General features: G+C 74.8%; 11 protein-coding genes. 3 read left to right on the top strand and 8 right to left on the bottom strand.

Features of this window, described 5'->3' with window-relative positions:
• Positions 1 to 9: 9 nt before the first annotated feature.
• From ABD236_RS08415 to ABD236_RS08390, 6 genes are all read right to left on the bottom strand, one after another.
• Positions 10 to 2925, bottom strand: a complete 2916-nt coding sequence (locus ABD236_RS08415) for a condensation domain-containing protein (protein ID WP_344071894.1) — start codon at positions 2923 to 2925, stop codon at positions 10 to 12.
• Positions 2915 to 4702, bottom strand: a complete 1788-nt coding sequence (locus ABD236_RS08410; protein ID WP_344071892.1) for a non-ribosomal peptide synthetase — start codon at positions 4700 to 4702, stop codon at positions 2915 to 2917. The genes ABD236_RS08415 and ABD236_RS08410 overlap by 11 nt, the downstream gene beginning before the upstream one ends.
• A 1-nt stretch (position 4703) precedes the next feature.
• Positions 4704 to 6590, bottom strand: a complete 1887-nt coding sequence (locus ABD236_RS08405) for a non-ribosomal peptide synthetase (RefSeq protein ID WP_344071890.1) — start codon at positions 6588 to 6590, stop codon at positions 4704 to 4706.
• Positions 6590 to 9733, bottom strand: a complete 3144-nt coding sequence (locus ABD236_RS08400; protein WP_344071888.1) for a non-ribosomal peptide synthetase — start codon at positions 9731 to 9733, stop codon at positions 6590 to 6592. The genes ABD236_RS08405 and ABD236_RS08400 overlap by 1 nt, the downstream gene beginning before the upstream one ends.
• Before the next feature lie 186 nt (positions 9734 to 9919).
• On the bottom strand, positions 9920 to 11215 hold the full coding sequence (locus ABD236_RS08395) for a condensation domain-containing protein (protein ID WP_344071885.1): 1296 nt from the start codon (positions 11213 to 11215) through the stop codon (positions 9920 to 9922).
• Between the two features lie 54 nt (positions 11216 to 11269).
• Positions 11270 to 12604 (bottom strand): MFS transporter, encoded by a 1335-nt coding sequence (locus tag ABD236_RS08390; RefSeq protein ID WP_344071883.1) that lies wholly within the window; start codon positions 12602 to 12604, stop codon positions 11270 to 11272.
• A gap of 415 nt (positions 12605 to 13019) precedes the next feature.
• Here ABD236_RS08390 and ABD236_RS08385 point away from each other — a divergent pair, with 415 nt between their 5' ends.
• The 3 genes from ABD236_RS08385 (at position 13020) to ABD236_RS08375 (ending at position 15406) form a co-directional block, all read left to right on the top strand.
• On the top strand, positions 13020 to 13667 hold the full coding sequence (locus tag ABD236_RS08385; protein WP_344071881.1) for a carbonic anhydrase: 648 nt from the start codon (positions 13020 to 13022) through the stop codon (positions 13665 to 13667).
• Between the two features lie 129 nt (positions 13668 to 13796).
• On the top strand, positions 13797 to 14567 hold the full coding sequence (locus ABD236_RS08380; protein ID WP_344071879.1) for an IclR family transcriptional regulator: 771 nt from the start codon (positions 13797 to 13799) through the stop codon (positions 14565 to 14567).
• Entirely contained in the window at positions 14564 to 15406 is an 843-nt protein-coding gene (locus ABD236_RS08375; protein ID WP_344071878.1) for an SMP-30/gluconolactonase/LRE family protein, read from the top strand. Before ABD236_RS08380 ends, ABD236_RS08375 begins: the two co-directional genes overlap by 4 nt.
• 28 nt (positions 15407 to 15434) lie before the next feature.
• On the opposite strand, the gene ABD236_RS08370 is transcribed toward ABD236_RS08375, so the two are convergent.
• Positions 15435 to 16583 (bottom strand): aldose epimerase family protein, encoded by a 1149-nt coding sequence (locus ABD236_RS08370; RefSeq protein ID WP_344071877.1) that lies wholly within the window; start codon positions 16581 to 16583, stop codon positions 15435 to 15437.
• Between the two features lie 43 nt (positions 16584 to 16626).
• Positions 16627 to 17862 (bottom strand): multiple monosaccharide ABC transporter permease, encoded by a 1236-nt coding sequence (mmsB, locus tag ABD236_RS08365; RefSeq protein WP_344071875.1) that lies wholly within the window; start codon positions 17860 to 17862, stop codon positions 16627 to 16629.
• Between the last annotated feature and the right edge of the window lie 5 nt (positions 17863 to 17867).

Raw genomic sequence — 17867 nt, 5'->3', positions numbered from 1 at the left:
CGGTCGTTTTTACGTACGGCCGGGTCGCTGTCCCGTAGGGCCGCTCGCCGTTGTGCCGATCATCTCGGCCAGTACGCTCCGCCGGTCCTCGCCCGGCAGAGCCCGCAGCGGGCGGGCGAGCCGGCGGCTGTCGTAGTGCCAGCGGTGGTCGAGGTCCCGGGGGACGTCGTCCCTCTCGCGGATCTCGGCATCTGTGCCGAGCAGATCCGTGAGGTCGTGGGCGAGCTCCTGCCAGGACACATGGCCGCTCACGGCGTTGGCGACGCCGTGGACGGGGCGGTCCAGACACGCGGTCACCGCGCGGGCCAGGGCCGCCGCGTGCACCCAGGCGGCGCCGTACCAGGGGTGCCCGCCGGCGCCGGGGCGCGGCACCTCGATCGCCTCGCCCCGGGCCGCGGCCTGGTACAGCGTGCCGATGGCGCCCCAGCGCAGCTGCTCGCGCAGCCGCTCGTGCGCGCCCCAGACGATCGGTGACCGCACGGCGCTCGCTCCGCCGCGGCCACCGGTGCCCGCGGCCCGCAGCACCATCGCTTCGCAGTCGCCCTTGGCCCTGCCGTACGGGCTGAGGGGCTCGTGGGGCGGGGCCTCCTCCACCACCTGGGGTGTGCGCGGGTGCCCGTAGGCGTCGACGCTGCTGACGAAGACGAACGGCCCGCCGCTCCAGGCCTCGACCATCGCCTCCATGGCCGCCAGATCGACTTCGGGCCGGGTGAAGGTGGAGGCCGCGTGGACGATCGCGTCCGCGCTCGCGACGGCGTGGCGCAGTCCGGCCAGGTCGGTGAGGTCGCCCTCGACGACGTCGACGCCCTCGGCCGCGATCAGATGGGCGGACTCGGGCCGGGCCAGGGCCAGCACGGGGCGTCCCCGCGCGGCCAGTTCCCGCAGGACGAACGCGCCGACGCCGCCGCTCGCGCCGGTGACCAGCACCGTGCCGGGGTGCACGGCCCGGGGGCGGGCGGGCCTGGCCGTGGCCTTCGCCGCCGCCTGCCGGGCCGCGCGCTCGTCGAGGAGCGCGGTGAGCGCCGAGGGCGTACGGGTCTGGAGCACGTCGAGACCGGTGAGCGGCAGACCCAGTCGGGTGCGCAGCCGTTCCGCGAGCTGCACGGCGACCAGGGAGTGGCCGCCCAGTTCGAAGAAGTCGCCGTCGGGCGGCGGGGTGAGACCGAGCAGGGCGGTGAAGGCCTCGATGACAGCGGCGGCTCGCGGGCCGGGGAGAGCGGCCCCGGCCGGCCCGGCGGGGCCGGGGATCCGGGCCGTCGTCTCCGGCAGTTCGTCGAGCAGGGTGACGGCGGCGGGCACCTCCTCGGGTGCGAGCGAGCGGCGCAGCAGAGCGAGCAGCTCGCCCCCGGAGGGGCCGGTGCTGTCGCCGAGGACGGCGTAGGCGACGGTCGGGCCCTGGTCGGTCTTGACGACCAGGGCGTCGGCGACCTGCGGGTGGGCCCGCAGGACGCGCACCGCCGGGTGGGCCGCGGAACCGGGGTCTCCCTTACGCCGGGTTTGGCCGCTGAGACCGGACAGGGCGCTCAGGGGGAGCTCGGGGGTGGTTGCCGCCGCGTCGAGCAGGGCGGCGTAGTCCCGTACGGTCGCCTCGGCCGCCGCCTCGTCCAGCGCGTCGCGGTCGAACTGGACCAGGGCCGTGGGCCGTTCGGCGTCGGCCGGCGCCAGGCCGTACGACAGGGTGAACTTGGCGCCACCGGTCGGCACGTCCACGTATGCGGCCGAGGTCCCGGGCAGCCGCAGCACCGTGGGCTCGCCCAGCACATCGCAGGTGACGCGGACCAGCGCGGTGCCGTCGGCGCCGCGTGCCGTGGCGCCGAGGCGTTCCAGGGCCAGGTCGAAGGGGAGGTGCCGGTGGCGCTGCGCCTGGAGGAGCGCGTCGCGTACGCGGATCAGCAGCTGTACGAAGGACGGGTCACCGGAGGCGTCCACGCGGACGGGCAGGGTGTTGACGCACAGGCCGACCAGACCGCGCATGCCGATGCCGGCGCGGTGGGTGCCCGCCACGCCTATGACGAGGTCGTCGTCGCCGGTGAGGCGGTGCAGCGCCCCGAAGGCCGCCGTCAGCGAGACCGCGAAGAGCGTGGCGCGGTGCTCGGCGCCCAGCGCCCGCAGGGCGTCAGGCAGCGCCGGCGCGAGCGGCACGGTGTGCACGGCCGCCGAACCGGTGGTGGTGCGCGCCGCCGGGGCGGGCAGCCGGGGCGGGGTGGCGCCGGCCAGCAGGGCGCTCCAGCGGTCGAGTTCGGGACCGAGGCCCGGGATGCCGTCGTGCTCGCGGCGCGCGTAGTCCGCGTACTGCGGCGGTGCGGTGAGCGAGGCGGGCGGCCCGGAGCCTTCGAGCGCCGCCGTGTAGAAGGCGGCGAGTTCGTCGGCCACGGTCTCCAGCGAGCCGCCGTCGATGGCTATGTGATGGAACGTCAGCAGTACGGTGTGGTCCTGCGCGCCGTGGCGCAGGACGCGGGCGCGCACCGCCTCGCCCGCCGCCAGGTCGAACGGGCGGGCCGCCTCCTCCCGCAGCAGCGCGGGGGCGTCCGCCTCGGCCGTGTCGACGACCGGCACGGGGACGGTGCCCGGCGCCGGAAGCACCTCCTGGACGGGTTCGCCGTCCTGCTCCGCGTAGCGGGTGCGCAGGATCGTGTGGCGTTCCACCAGCGCGCCCAGGGCGGTGGCGAGCGCGGCAGGATCGAACGGGCCGCGCACCCGGGTGGCGAAGGGCACATGGTACGAGTCGCCCGCGCCGCCGAGCCGTTCCATCAGCCACATCCGGCGCTGGGCCCGGGACAGCGGGACCCGGCCGGTCCGAGCGGCGGTGTCGTCCGGGGCGGCCGTGGTGGAGCGCCGGGCGGCGTCGGCGCGGGCCCTGCGCAGCAGTTCGAGCTGGAGTCGCCGCTGGTCGGCCTGGGCCGTGGAGTCGCTGTCAGTGGACATCGCTGTGCTCCGGGGTGCGGGGGTGGAGGTCGCTGTGGGCGGCGAGCAGGGCCCGTTCGATGAGGGCGGCCTGGGCGGCGACGGTCGGGGCGGCGAAGAAGTCGGCGAGGGCCAGCTCGACGCCGAGCTCCTCGCGCAGGTCGTCGGTGACGGCGAGGGCCAGCAGGGAGTGCCCGCCCAGGGCGAGGAAGTCGGCCTCGCCGCGGGTGACCTCGCTGCCGAGGGACCGGCTCCAGATCTCGGCGACGGCCTGCTCCAGGGGGCTCAGCGCCGGGGCGGGCGCGTCCGCGTGCTCGCTGGCGGTCTCGGCCCGGTCGGCCAGCGCGCGGCGGTCGACCTTGCCGGACGGGGTCAGCGGGAGGCGCTCCACCAGGGTGATGGCGTCGGGCACCAGATGGGCGGGCAGGACGTCGGTGAGCCGCTCGCGCAGGACGGACGCGGCGGGCACCGGCCCGGGCGCGGCGACCACGAACGCGACCAGGCGCGCCTGGGGCGTCCCCGCGCCGTCCGCCGTGACGGCGGCGTCGTCCACGTCCGGCAACTGGCGCAGGGCGTGCTCGACCTCGCCGGGTTCGATGCGGAAGCCGCGGATTTTGACCTGGTCGTCGCCTCGGCCGTGGAAGTCCAGGACGCCGTCGCGGCGGGCGGAGACGATGTCGCCCGTGCGGTAGAGGCGCCCGGCGGTGGGGTGGTCGACGAAGCGCTCGGCGGTGAGCTCGGGCCGGCCCGCGTAGCCGTCGGCGAGCCGGGTGCCACCGACCCACAGCTCGCCCCGGCCGCCCTCGGGCACCGGGTCGCCGTCGGCGTCCAGGACGTGGACGGTGGCCCCGGCGATCGGGCGGCCGATCGGCAGCGGCGCGTCGCAGTCGCCCTCGGTGACGGTGTGCGCGGTGGCGAAGGTGGTGGTCTCCGTCGGCCCGTAGCCGTTGACGAGCTCCAGCCACGGGAAGGCGGTGAGCACGTCGCGGGCGTGGCCGGCGGCCATCGCCTCGCCGCCCACGACCACCGAGCGGAGCTGGGCGAAGACGCGCGAGCGGCGGGCGGCGAGCTGGTGGAAGAGCGCCGTGGTGAAGAACGCCACCGTCACCCCGTGGCGTTCGACGTGCCGGGCCAGGTCCTCCAGGGAGGGCTGCGGCACGGTGCACACCACGACCGCGGCGCCGTTGGCGAGCGCGGCCCACACCTCGAACGTCGAGGCGTCGAAGGTCATGGGCGAGTGGAACAGCACCCGGTCGCGGGCGGTCACGGTGACGTACTCGGGCGCGGTGACCAGCTCGGCGATGGCCCGGTGCGGGAGGGTGACGCCCTTGGGGCGGCCGGTGGAGCCGGAGGTGAACATGATGAACGCCGGGCTGTCCGGGTCGGCGGCGCTCGTCGACGGGCCCCCGTTCAGGGGTACTTCGGGCAGCGCCAGGACAGGTCCGGTGAGCCCGGCGGATTCCAGCAGCTTGGCGTCGCCGACGGTGAGCGTGACGCCCGCGTCCTCGATCATCGCCTCGGTACGGGGCCGGGGCTGCGCGGGGTCGAGCGGCACGCACACGGCTCCCGCTTCCCACAGGGCGAGCTGGGCGACGACCGTGCGGGCGGAGCGGGTGGTCAGCAGTGCGACCCGGTCGCCGGGCGCCACGCCGTGCTCGCGCAGATACGCGGCCAGGGCGCCTGCGGCGCGGTCGAGTCGGCCGTAGGTGAGGGTGGTGTCGCCGTCGACGACGGCCAGGGCGTTCGGCGTGCGGGCGGCGTGCCGGGCCACGAGGTCCGGCAGTGCGGTGGGTGTCATCTCAGGCTCCTGCCGGTCGCGGGGTCCAGCGCTGGTCGAGGAGGGCGGCGAAGGCGCCCAGGTCGGTGCTGCGCAGCAGTTCGTGGGCGCGCGGGCGGATGCCGCTCTCCCGCTCGACGGCCGCGAGCAGCCGTGCGGCGACGACGGAGGTGCCGCCGATGTCGGTGAAGTTGTCGCCGAGTACGGTCTCGGGCCGCCCCAGCAGGTCGCGTACCGTCGCGAGGACCAGCCGCTCGCCCGGCGTCGCGCCGGCCAGGTCGTCGGCGGGCGGCGCCGAGGGGGCGGGGGCGTCCGTGGCGAGGGCGGCCCGGTCCACCTTGCCGTTGGCGTCGAGCGGATAGGCGTCGACGAACCGTACGGTGGCGGGCACCGCCTGCTCGGGCAGCCAGGCGCGGACCGCGTCGAGCAGCTCGGCCGCCGCCGGGGTGGCGGCGGCGCACTTGAGGTGGGCGACGAGACGGGGGAGACCGGCGCCGTCGCGCTGCACGGTGACGACGGCGGTGCGCACCCGGGCGTCCTGCTCGAAGGCGGCCTCCACCTCGCCGGGTTCGATCCGCACCCCGCTGATCTTGACCTGGTTGTCGAGGCGGCCGAGGAACTCCAGACCGCCGTCGGCGGCCATACGGACCCGGTCGCCGGTGCGGTAGAGGCGCTCGACGCCCTTCAGCGCCGGGTGGCCGGCCGGGGCGGTGAAGCGCTGGGCGGTCAGCTCCGGGTCGAGGTAGCCGAGGGCCAGGCAGTGGCCGCCGATGCGCAGTTCACCGTCCTGTCCGCGCTCGACGGGCCGGCCGTCGTCGTCGGTGACGGCCACGGTGGCGCCCGGCAGCGGAGTGCCGATCGGCGGCGGAGCCGTCCCGCCCGCGTCCGCGTCGGTGGCGCGCATCGCGTACGCGGTGGTGACGACGGTGGCCTCGGCCGGGCCGTAGGCGTTGTGGACGGTGGCGGTGACGTCCGGGCCGGGGCGGCGGCGCATACGGTCACCGCCGACGACGAGATGACGCAGCTTCAGGCCCCGCGGCCACGGCCGGTCGAGCAGCGGCTCGACGGTGGGCGTCGCCGCCACGCACACGGTCACGGCGGCCTCGCGCCACCAGTCGGTGAGCAGGGCCGCGTCCCAGCGGGTGTCGTCGGGGGCGGGGACGAGGGCGGCGCCCGAGGTCAGCCCGGCCCACAGCTCCAGCAGATGCGGGTCGAAGGCGACGCCGATCAGCAGGGACTGCCGGTCGCCCGGCGCCAGAGCGGTGGCCGTCCGGTACCAGTCGAGGGCGACGGACAACGAGGCCTCGCCCACCGCGACCGCCTTCGGCCGGCCGGTCGAGCCGGAGGTGAGGACGGCGTACAGGGCGTCCTCGGGAGCGCGCCGCGCACCCTGCGGGCGGGCGGCGAACGCGGCCACCGCGCCGACCGGCGCGTTCACACCGCCGTCGGGCAGGGGCAGCGCGAGGCGCTCCCCGTCGCGGTGGGCCGCGGGCAGGACGCCCGGGTCCCCGATGAGGCAGACGACGTCGAGGTCCTCGGTGACGGCCTGGGCGCGGCGCTCGCCGGGGCGCGGGCCGAGCGGCAGATAGACGGCGCCCAGCCGGGCGAGCGCGACGGCGGTCACCACCAGGGCGGTGGACCGGTCGAGGCAGACCCCGACCAGGTCCCCGGGGCGTACGCGCTCGCGCAGTGCGGTGGCGAGGTGCTCGGCGGCGGTGTCGAGCTCCCCGTACGTCCAGGTCCGCGTGCCGTCGACGACGGCGGGGGCCTGCGGGGTGCGCCGGACCCACTCCTCGAAGCGGGCGACGACGGCGGTCGGTTCGGCGGCGGGCCCATGGGCGACGCTCGGCGCCGCGTCGGTTCCGGTGGGCTCGACGGTGGTCTCCGCGAGGGAGGGGGACTGGATCATCACGACTCCGTGGAGAGGGGGGCGGTGGCGGCGAGCGCGTCGGCCTGGTCGGCGAGCACGGGGTTGCGGAAGAGCACCTTCAGCGGCGGGCGCGTGCCCAGGTGGGGCTCCAGCCAGGCGGCGAGCTCGGCGGCCAGCAGCGAATGGCCCCCGATGTGGAAGAAGTGCGAGCCGGTGTCGAAGCGGCTGTGGCCCAGCACTTCACGCCAGCCGTTCACCAGCAGGGCCGTCATCGGATCGTCCGGAACGACGGTCTCCTCGGCGGCCTCGGAGACGGTCACGGGCGCCGCCGGAGCCTCCGGGGCGAGCGCGGCCGCGCGGCGGGCCAGCGCGGTACGATCCGGCTTGCCGCCCGCGAGGGTCGGCATCGCCTCGAGTCGGGCCCACCGGGCGGGCACCAGCGCACCGGGCAGCCGACGGCCCAGCTCGGAGTGCAGCGCCTTCTCGTCGACCTCGGCGCCGTCCTCGAAGAAGCCGACGAGCCGGGGCGCGGCCGGGCTCTCCCGGTCCAGGACGACCGCGCAGGAACGCCCGCCGAGCGCGGCGGACGCGGCCGCCTCGATCTCCTCCAGCTCGATGCGGTGGCCGCGCAGTTTGACCTGGTTGTCGCGGCGGCCCAGGAAGTAGAGCAGACCGTCCAGGCCTCGGTAGCCGAGGTCGCCGGTGAGGTAGACGCGCTCCCCGCCGAGCGCGTCCACGGTGATGAACCGGGCGGCCGTCACCTCCGCGTTGCCGGGGTAGCCCTCGGCGAGCCCCGGACCGGCGATGGCCAGTTCACCGACGGCGCCGCTCGGCAGCGGCCGGTGGTGCGCGTCCAGGACGTGCACGCGCTCGCCCGGCAGTTCGGTGCCCAGCGGGATCTCGGCGCCCTCGGCCAGGGCGTCGCGGGAGATCTCGTGGACGGTGGAGCTGATGGCCGCCTCGGTGACGCCGTACGCGTTGAGGACGGTGGCGTCGGTGTCGGCGAGGATGCCGCGCAGGGCCTCGGCGGGCAGCCGCTCGCCGCCCAGGACCAGCAGCCGGGGCGCCCAGCTCTCCTCCCGCAGCGCCGGCCGCAGCTCCTCGCGGGTGGCGAGGAAGTAGCTGGTGGGCAGGTTGGCGACGGTGACCCGGGCGGCGCCGAGCAGTTCGGCGAGCTCCGCCCCGGTGGGCACCTCGTGCTCGGGCACCACCAGGCAGGCTCCCGCGTGCAGCGCCGGCAGCACCTCCTCCAGCGCCACGTCGAAGGACGGCTGCGCGAACAGCAGGACCCGGTCGGCGCTGGTCAGCGCGAACCGGTCGGCCGCCGCGGTCAGATGGTGCTCCAGCGCCGCACGCCCGACGGCGACCGGCTTGGGCGTACCCGTGGAGCCGGAGGTGTGGATCACGTAGGTCGTACGGGGCAGGACGTCGGCCGAGTGGGCGCGGGGCAGCACCGGCGCGTCGATCCGGGCGGCGGGCAGGCCGTCCGGCAGGGCCGGACCGCCCTCACCGGTCAGCACCAGCGCCGGGGCGAGCCGCTGGAGCAGCAGGGCGAGCCGGGCGGGCGGGTCGGCGGGGGACAGCGGGCAGTAGACGGCGCCGGTGCGCAGACAGGCCAGCAGGGCGGTGACCGAGTCGGTGCCCCGGGGCAGCACGACGGCCACCGGCTGCCCCGGCGCGACCCCGGCGGCGCGCAGCCGCTCGGCGAGCGAGGCGACCCGCTCGTCGAGTTCGCCGTACGTCACCCGGCGCGCCCCGCACAGCAGCGCGGGCAGCGACGGGTGCTGGGCCGCCACCGGATCCAGCAGGTCGCGTCCGGCCGGGGCGGGCGGGACCTGGGCGGCCGCCTCCACCGCGGCCGGGGCCAGGTCGGCCAGCGCGGCCTCGGGGGCGTCGAGATAGGCGCGCAGCAGGTCCAGGAAGCGGCCGGAGAGCAGCCGGGCCACGTTCTCGCCGAACAGGTCGGCGTCGTAGTCCCACACCAGCGTCATACCGGGCGCGCCATGGCGGGTGGTGACACCGCGCCGGTCGTCCGGCAGCAGCACCACGTCCAGGTCGAAGCGGGTGGTGCCGGTGTTGAACCCCTCGAACAAGGTGATGTCCAGGCCCGGCAGGTCGAGCTCGGGCAGCGGGGCGTCGTGCGCGCTGAACATCACCGAGAACAGCGGGTTGTCGGCGCCGGAGGTGTGCAGACCGAGCGCCCGGGTCAGCTCCTGGACCGGCACGTCCTGGTGCGGCAGGGCGCGGATGAGGGTGTCGGTGACCTCGTCCATCACGTCCTGGGCCGGGGCGGTGGCGTCCAGGGCGAGCGGCAGCGGGATGGTGTTGACGAACATGCCGACGGCGTCCTCGTACCCCAGGGGCCGGTTGCCGACCGCGGTGCCGACGACCATGCGGGAGCGGCCGCTGTGGCGGCGCAGGAGCTCGGCGAACAGGCCGAGCAGCGTGGCGAAGGGGGTCAGACCGCGCTCCCGGGCGTGGGCGCGCAGCCGCTCGGCGAGATCGGCGCCGACCGTCTGGCGCAGCTGGCCGCCGTGGTGCCGGCGCCGGGCGCCGGGGCGGGCGAGGCCGGGCAGCGGCAGGTCGTGGGGCTGGTCGCGCAGTTCGGCCTGCCAGAACTCCAGGGACTCGGGGGCGTACGCGGCCGCTGCCCGGGCCTGTACGTGGTCGGCGTAGGAGGGCGCGGGCGGCAGGGTGAGGGGCTCTCCGGTCACCTGGGCGCGGTAGGTGCGGAAGACGTCGTCGAGGAGGATCGCGAACGAGTGCCCGTCGTGGATCAGATGGTGCTCGACGTGGACGAGCCGGTGGTGCCGCTCGGCGAGCCGGACGAGGGTCCAGCGGATCAGCGGTGCCTCGAAGGTGTCGAGCGGTGTCTCGGCCTCGCGGCGCAGCAGGTCCTGGAAGGCCGCCTCGGGGTCCTCCTCGCCGCTGAGGTCGGCGGTGTGCAGCCTCGGCTCGCACCGCTGGGCCACCCGCTGCCCCGGTACCGACCCGGGCCGGTCCACGAGCTCCAGCCGCAGGCCGGCGTGGCGGGCCAGGGTGGCGCCGAGGCCGTGGCGCAGGGCGTCGGTGTCGAGGGGGCCCCACAGGTCGAGCGCGGCGGTGAAGTTGTAGGCACGGCTGCCTGGCTGCATCTGTTCGTGCAGCCAGACGATCTCCTGCGAGGCGGAGAGCGGAAGCATGAGCGGTCCCTGAAGGTCGTCGGGGCGGTTTCGGGCCCGGTCACGGTGGTGCCGGGCATGTGCGTACGGGCGGCTCCGCGGGTCGCGCGGGGTCGCTTCGCAAAGGTGTGGGGTCTGGGGACGCACCGGGTGCGCCGTGGTTCCGGGGAGCGGGAAGGCTTCCCGCCCCTGTCGCCGGTGCCGGGTTCAGCCCGCCGTTCGCACCGCCGCCGGGCGCAGGGCCCGGGTGAGCGCGTCGAAGGCGCGGTGGGCGGTGGCGTCGTCGAGGACCGCGCGGTCCCACACCATCCGCAGGCGGATGTCCGCGCCCTGGGTGACGGAGACGGCGAAGGGGCCGCGTACGGGTCTGCCGTCGACGTGGACCTCACGGCCCCGCACACCGGCCAGCCGCAGCGGCGGGCGGCGGCTGTCGTCGTCGACGGTCAGCAGGCCGTCCAGAGCGCCGTTCCAGCCCGTACCGGCGGACCGCGCGGCGGCTACCACCGCGTCGAAGGGCATGTCGGCCCGGTCGAGGTCGTCCCACCAGGCGTCGGCCGTCGCCTCTGGCGCGGGCTCGTGGCCGGCGGCGGCGGGGAAGACGACGGTGTTGAGGAAGCAGCCGACGACCGGCCGCGCCCCGGCGGGCCGGCCGCCCCACGGGTAGCCGAGCGGGACGGCGCGGTCCGGTCCGTACAGCGCGCCCGCCGCGGCGCGGCAGGCGTCGAGCAGTCCGGGGAAGGGGACACCGCCGTCGTGCGCGGGCAGCAGGGCCTCGGCCGACCCGCTGGGCAGGGCGCCCGCGGGCACCCGGTCCGGCCGGGGCAGTGGGGCGTGTGCACGGACGGCGCGCAGCCGGTCCGCCCAGTAGGCGGCCGCCTCGGGCGTGTCCGCGCGTTCCTCGGCGGCGAGTTGGAGCAGCACGGCCTCGCGGTAGGCGGCGAGTTCGGCTTCCGTCTCCTCGGGCGCGACGGCCGAGCCGGCGCCCTCCTCGGTGTAGGCGGCGCCGAGTTCGTCGGCGATCCGGGCCAGCGACCGGCCGTCGCAGACGGCGTGGTCGAGGGCGATGACGAGGACGTCCTCGGTGCGGTCCTGTTCGTCGCGGGCGAGGAAGAGGCGCAGCGGCGGGCCCTGCGGCTCCCAGGAGGCCAGGGCGCGGCGCAGGGTGTCGGCGGGGCGCTCGCCCGGCGCGGGAGCGGGCAGCGTGACGCGGATGTCCGGTTCCCCTACGTCCAGGACGGGGGTGCCGCGCACCACGGTGAGCCGTGAGCGCAGAGCGGTGTGCCGTGCGGCCAGCCGTCGGGCGGCCGCCTGCAGACGCTCGGGGTCGACGGTCCCGTACGGGAAGGCGAAGAACATCGGCACCACGTCGGGCCGTCCGGCCGGGTCCAGCGAGCGCACCAGCGCGAAGCGGCGCTGTGCCCCGGTGACGGGCAGCAGGGCGCCGGGCCCGTCGGCGGTGATGCGCCGGTAGCGGGCCAGGTACTGGCTCGTGATGCTGGGCACGGAGTCCTCGTTCTGTCGTGGTGGGGTGGGGCGGGGGCGCGGCGCGCCCGGTGGTTAGCGGGACGGGCCGGCGGCCGGCTCCGCGTCGCCGTCCATGGCCGGGTTCGCGTCGGATCGCCCGGCCTGCGCCAGGTGGTCCTCCGGCTCGGGCAGGTCCCGCATCCGGCGCAGCGGGGAGAGCAGCAGCGGCAGCGGTACGGCGAGGAATCCGGCGGCGCAGCAGGCCAGGGCGGTGCGCGGGCCGAAGGACTGGGCGAGGGCGCCGCCCAGGAGCGCGCCGAGCGGCAGGGTGCCCCACATCAGGAAGCGCAGGGTGGCGTTCATCCGGCCGAGCAGCCGCGGCGGGCAGAGCCCCTGGCGGAAGCTGACCTGGGCGATGTTGTAGACGACGGCGCCGAAGGAGGTGCCCGCCGAACCGGCGGCGAACAGGATTGCGCCCCAGGTGCCGTGCCCGGACAGCGGCCACAGTACGGCGAACGGCCCGCTGAGCAGGACGGACCAGAGGATGAGCCGGGCCTGTCCCCAGCGGGCGGCGAGCCGCCCGGAGCACACGGCGCCCAGCAGTCCGCCGACGGCGGAGGCGGAGAGCACCAGTCCCAACGCGCCCGGCTCCAGCCCGACGACGCGTACGAGGTGCACGGTCTGCGTGGCCATCAGGACGGCCATGCACAGATTGCAGAGCGCGGTGGTGAGGGCGATGACGCGCAGCAGCGGATGGCCCGTGACGAAGCGGATGCCTTCGGCGATGTCCTTGCGCAGGGACGCGTCCGCCGCGACCCGGGGCGGCTCCTCGCGCTGGTCGATACGGAGCAGGAACAGGGCCGAGAGCAGATAGCCGAAGGCGTCGGCGAGGACGGCGAGATGGGCCCCGACGAGCTGCACCAGCCCGCCCCCGGCCCCCGGCCCCGCCACCTGAGCGGTCGAACGCACCGTCTCCAGGCCGCCGTTGCCCGCCATCAGCTCCTCGCGCGGCAGGATCTGCGGCAGGAAGCTCTGGTGGGCGACGTCGAAGAACACGGTGGCCACGCCGGTGATCAGCGCGACGGCGTACAGCTGGGCCATCGTCAGGGCGTCGGCGAGCGCGGCGGCGGGGATGCTGGCCATCGCCACGGCGCGCACCAGGTCCGCCCGGATCATCAGGGGACGCTTGCGCAGCCGGTCGGTGAGGGCCCCGGCGGGCAGCCCCACGAGCAGGAAGGCGGCGGTCTCCGCGGCGGTGAGCAGACCTACCTGGAAGGCGGACGCGTCGAGTTCGAGGACGGCCACCAGGGGGAGGGCCACCAGCGTGACCTGGGCGCCGAGTTGTCCGGCGGCAGCTCCCGCGAGCAGCATCCGGAAGTCGCGTCGGCGCATGGGGCTTCCCGGGGAGGCTCCGGATGTGACGGACATGTGAATGACCTTCACCGAGTCGCCGATGGAGAGTCAAAGGATCGCGGTCAGTTTCGGTCGAGTCTTGTCGTCTGTTGTCATAAAGGCATAAGAATTTTCGCCGAACTCACGGTAAGTCCGCATGAATGCCTGCCACTCGGTGTGCATGGCGCAACAGTCGCGCGCCCATGGACACAGGGGGAGGGCCGGGAGGGGAGCGGATACCCTGCACACGGAGTGACGGCCGTGATCCTGGCCGAAAACCACCACTGTGGACCGCATTGGTACGGAATCATCCATTCCGTCGAATATGGAGCCTATGCGGCGTTGCGCCCCGCCTGCACGCGGCGGCCGTCGGGGCCGAGCGACCCCGCGCGTGCAACTGCGCGGACCCGGGACGTGCGGCGATGCCGTGCGCCTCGTAGAGTCTGGCGATATGGCATCCACTCCCGTCTCTCCCGCTGACGCTCTCGACTCCCTGCTCGACGGAAACCGGCGCTTCGTGGCCGGGGCCCCGCAGCACCCGAACCAGGACGCCGCGCGGCGGGCCGAGCTCGCGCCGGCGCAGAAGCCCTTCGCGGTACTGCTGGGGTGCTCCGACTCCAGGCTGGCCGCCGAGATCATCTTCGACCAGGGCCTCGGCGACCTGTTCGTGGTGCGCACCGCGGGCCACATCCTGGGGTCGGAGGTCCTGGGCAGCATCGAGTACGGCACCAGCGTGCTGGACTGCCGTCTCGTCGTGGTCCTCGGCCATGACTCCTGCGGCGCCGTGGCGGCCGCCCGCGCCGCCGTCGAGGACGGCCTGCCCGCGGCCGGGTACGTCCGGGACGTCGTCGAGCGGGTCACCCCGAGCGTGCTGGCCGCCCGCGCCGCCGGGCGCACCTCGGACAGCGACATGATCGACTCGCACATACAGCACACCGTGGACCTGCTCCTGGACCGCTCCCGGGTGCTCGCCGACCAGGTCGCCTCCGGCCACACCGGGGTCGTCGGCCTCGCCTACCAGCTCGCCGAGGGCAACGCCCGGCTCGTCACCGCCCGTGGGGTCAGCGCACCGGAGGCGTCCACCGCCGTCGCGAGCTGATCTCCGCACGACCGGGTCCGGGCGCCCGGGGGGCATGGCCATTGCCCCCCGAACCCCCCTGTCGCTAGCCTGTGTTCGTCATTCCGGTCGTTGATCGGAGTTTCGAACACGGAGGGTGGGTGGCGGGCCATGGGACGACTCGTGCCGGCGGTGGCCAGAGCACTGGACGTGCTGGAACTCTTCCTGGAGAGCGAGGCACCGCTCTCCGCGCCCGACGTCATGCGCAGGCTCGGCCTGCCACGGACCACGGTCCATGAACTGGTCACCACGCTGGCCGCCCGCTCCTACCTGGTCGCCACGCCGGAGCAGCCCGGCCGCTACCGGCTCGGCGTGCGCACCTACCAGCTCGGCAGCCGGTACGCCGAGCAGCTCGACCTCGCCGCCGAGGGGCAGCAGGTGGCCCGCGAGGTCGCCGAGACCTGCGACGAGACCGTCCACGTGGCCATCCTGGAGGACACCGACGTCATCTACATCGCCAAGGTCGACTCCACCCACGCGGTGCGCATGGTCTCCGCGGCCGGCCGCCGGCTGCCCGCCCACTGCACCTCTGTCGGCAAGATGCTGCTCGCCTCGCTCCCCGAGGCCGAACTGGACGCCAGGCTCGCCGACGGCGAGCTCGTCGCGATGACCCCCGACAGCATCACCGACCCCGCCGCGCTGCGCACCGCGCTCGCCGGGATCCGCGCCCGCGGCACCGCGTTCGAGCACCGGGAGTCCAACCCCGACGTCAGCTGTGTGGCCGCCCCGGTCCACGACAGCGCCGGACGGGTCGTCGCCGCGCTGTCCATCTCCGTACCGATGATCAGGTGGACCGAGGAGCGCGAAGAGGAGCTCGCCGAGCTGGCGTTGAAGGGCGCGGGCGACCTGTCCGTGCGGCTCGGCCACCGGGGGGCGCGATGAAGCCGGACGTGGCGGTACGGGAGGGGGCCGAGCTCGGCGAGGGCCCCACCTGGGACCCGGCGACCGGACGGCTGATCTGGGTCGACATCCTGGCGTCGCGGATCCACACGTACGAGCCGGGCAGCGGCAGGCGTACGGTCATGGCGACCGGGCAGCACGTCGGCGCCGCCAAGCCGCGCGCGGGCGGCGGCCTGGTCGTCAACCTCCGCGACGGCGTCGGGCTCTACGGCCCCGACGGAGCCTTCCGCTGGCTGCTGCGGGACCCCGTCCCCGGGCGGCGCGGCAACGACGCGGCGGTCGCCCCGGACGGCGCCCTGTGGGCGGGCACGATGCGCTATGACGAGGCGCCGGGCGGCGGCTCGCTCACCCGGATCACGGGCGACGGCGCGACCACGGCGGTGCCGGGCCCGGTGTCGGTGAGCAACGGCACCGGCTGGAGCCCGGACGGACGGCTGATGTACTACGTCGACAGCCCGACCCGCCGGATCGACGTCTTCGACTTCGACGGCCGACTCGCCCACGGCAGAAGGCCGTTCGCGGCGCTCGGCGACGAGGACGGCTTCCCCGACGGGCTCACCGTCGACGCGGAAGGCGGTGTCTGGGTGGCGCTGTGGGACGGCGGCGCGGTGCGCCGCTACGGCCCGGACGGCACCCTCGACCTGGTCGTCGAACTGCCGGTGCGCCGTCCCACCGCGTGCGCCTTCGGCGGCCCCGGCCTCACCGACCTGTACGTCACCACGGCCCGCACCGGCCTGCGGCAGCCGCACCCGCTCTCCGGGGCGCTGCTGGTGCTGCCCGGGGCTGGGCGCGGGCTGCCGGGTACCCCCTTCGCGGGCTGAGCCGAAGGGGGTACCCGGCCCCGGAGGGTCAGCGCGTGGAGAAGGTGTGCACGGTCGACGTCCGGTAGGTCGCGCCGGGGCGCAGCACCGTGGACGGGAAGGCGGGGTGGTTGGGCGAGTCCGGGAAGTGCTGGGTCTCCAGGCAGAGGGCGTCGCCCTGGCGGTAGGTGCGGCCCGAGGTGCCGACCAGCGTGCCGTCCAGGAAGTTGCCGCTGTAGAACTGGAGTCCCGGCTCGGTGGTGGACACCCGCATCACCCGGCCGGAGCGCGGCTCGGCCAGCGTCAGCGCGTACTCCGGTTCGGCGGTGATTCCCTTGTCGAGCACCCAGTTGTGGTCGAACCCCTTGCCGTACAGCAGCTGTTGGTGGCCCTGGCGGAGGTCCCGGCCGATCGGTTTCGTACGCCGGAAGTCGAACGGGGTCCCGGAGACGCGGGCCAGCTCACCGGTCGGTATGAGGCCCGCGTCCACCGGGGTGTAGCGGGCGGCGGCCAGTTCGAGGGTGTGGTCGCTCACCGGGCCGCTGCCCTCGCCGGCCAGATTGAAGTAGGTGTGGTTGGTGAGGTTGACGACGGTCGCCCGGTCGGTGGTGGCCGCGTAGTCGATACGCCACTCGCCGCGCGCCGTGAGGGTGTAGGTGACCTGGACCTTCAGCGTGCCGGGATAGCCCATCTCGCCGTCCGGCGAGGTCCGGGAGAGCGTGATCCCCGTACGGGAGCCGTGGGTGAACGGCTCCACGTGCCACATCTGCTTGTCGAAGCCCTTGGTGCCGCCGTGCAGGCTGTTCGCGCCGTCGTTGAGCGGCAGTTGGTGGGTGTGGCCGTCGAGGGTGAACCTGCCTGCCGCGATGCGGTTGCCGTAGCGGCCGATCAGCGCGCCGAAGTACGGGGACTTGGCGACGTAGTCGGCGAGGTTGTCGAAGCCGAGCGCGATGTTCGCCAGGCGCCCGTGCCGGTCGGGCACGTCGAGGCGGTGCACGATCCCGCCGTACGACAGCACGCCCAGCCGGATGCCGCCACGGGCCAGGGTCCACAGGTGTACGGGCGTGCCGTCGTCCAGGGTGCCGAAGAGCGTCCTGGTGGGGGCGCGGCCGGTCGTGGCGCGGGCCGTGCCCGCGCTCGTCGCCGCCACACCCGCGGCGAGGCCCGCGGCGATCACCGTACGTCTGCTGGTGTTCATGTCCACTGCTCCTTGGTGGTTCCTCGGGGAAGATGACGGGGTGTCATGAGCCGACCTTGCGTTTGTTCCAGACGTCGAAGCCGACGGCGGCCAGCAGGACGAGTCCCTTGATGACCTGCTGGTAGTCGGTGCCGACGCCGACCAGTGACATACCGTTGTTGAGCACACCGAGCACCAGGCCGCCGATGATCGCCCCCAGTACCGTTCCCACGCCGCCGCTCATCGAGGCGCCGCCGATGAACGCCGCCGCGATGGCCTCCAGTTCGAAGTTGACGCCCGCGTTGGGTGTGCCCGCGTTGAGACGGGCGGCGAAGACGACACCGGCGAGCGCCGCGAGCACCCCCATGTTCACGAAGACCAGGAAGGTGACCCGCTTGTCCTTGACGCCGGAGAGCTTCGCCGCCGCCTGGTTGCCGCCGAGCGCGTACACATGCCGTCCCACGACCGCGTTGCGCATCACGAAGCCGAGCCCGATGAGCAGCACCGCCAGCAGGAGCAGCACCACCGGCACACCCCGGTAGCTGGCCAGGGTGAGCGTGAAGGCGAGCACGGCGGCGGCCATCGCCCCGCACTTGGCGAGGAACAGCCCCCGGGGCAGCACATCGAGGTCGTACGCCTGCTCGCGCCGCCGCGAGCGGACCTCCTGCACCAGGACCACGGCGATCAGTGCCAGCCCCAGCAGGACGGTGAGGTTGTGGTAGTTGGTGTCGGGGCCCACCTCCGGGAGGTAGCCGGTGGAGATCTTCTGGAAGCCCTCGGGGAACGGCCCCAGCGAGCGGGATCCGAGCAGGATCTGGGTGCCGCCCCGGAAGAGCAGCATCCCGGCGAGCGTGACGATGAACGACGGTATGCCGACGTACGCGATCCAGAATCCCTGCCAGGCGCCCGCGACCGCGCCGATGGCCAGCGCCACGGCCAGCGCGAGCACCCACGGCACATGGTGCTCCACCATCATCACGGCGCACGCCGCCGAGACGAAGGCCGCGAGCGAGCCCACGGAAAGGTCGATGTGACCGGCGATGATGACGATGACCATGCCGATGGCCAGGACCAGGATGTAGCTGTTCTGGAGCACCAGGTTGGTGACGTTGTTCGGCTTGAGCAGCACGCCGTCGGTCCATATCTGGAACAGCACGACGATCAGTCCGAGCGCGACCAGCATCCCGTACTGGCGCATGTTGCGGCGGGCCGCGTCCAGGAGCAGCGCCCCGGTGGGCGGGCGCGGTGGCCCGGGAGCCCTCGGGGTGCTCGGCGCGGCGTCGGTGGTGACCGGACCCATAGCGG

It is taken from the genome of Streptomyces crystallinus, from assembly GCF_039521265.1.
GTDB classification, from domain to species: Bacteria; Actinomycetota; Actinomycetes; order Streptomycetales; family Streptomycetaceae; genus Streptomyces; species Streptomyces crystallinus.
Note: the sequence above shows the minus strand (reverse complement) of the source record. Positions and strands in the feature narration are given on the sequence as shown.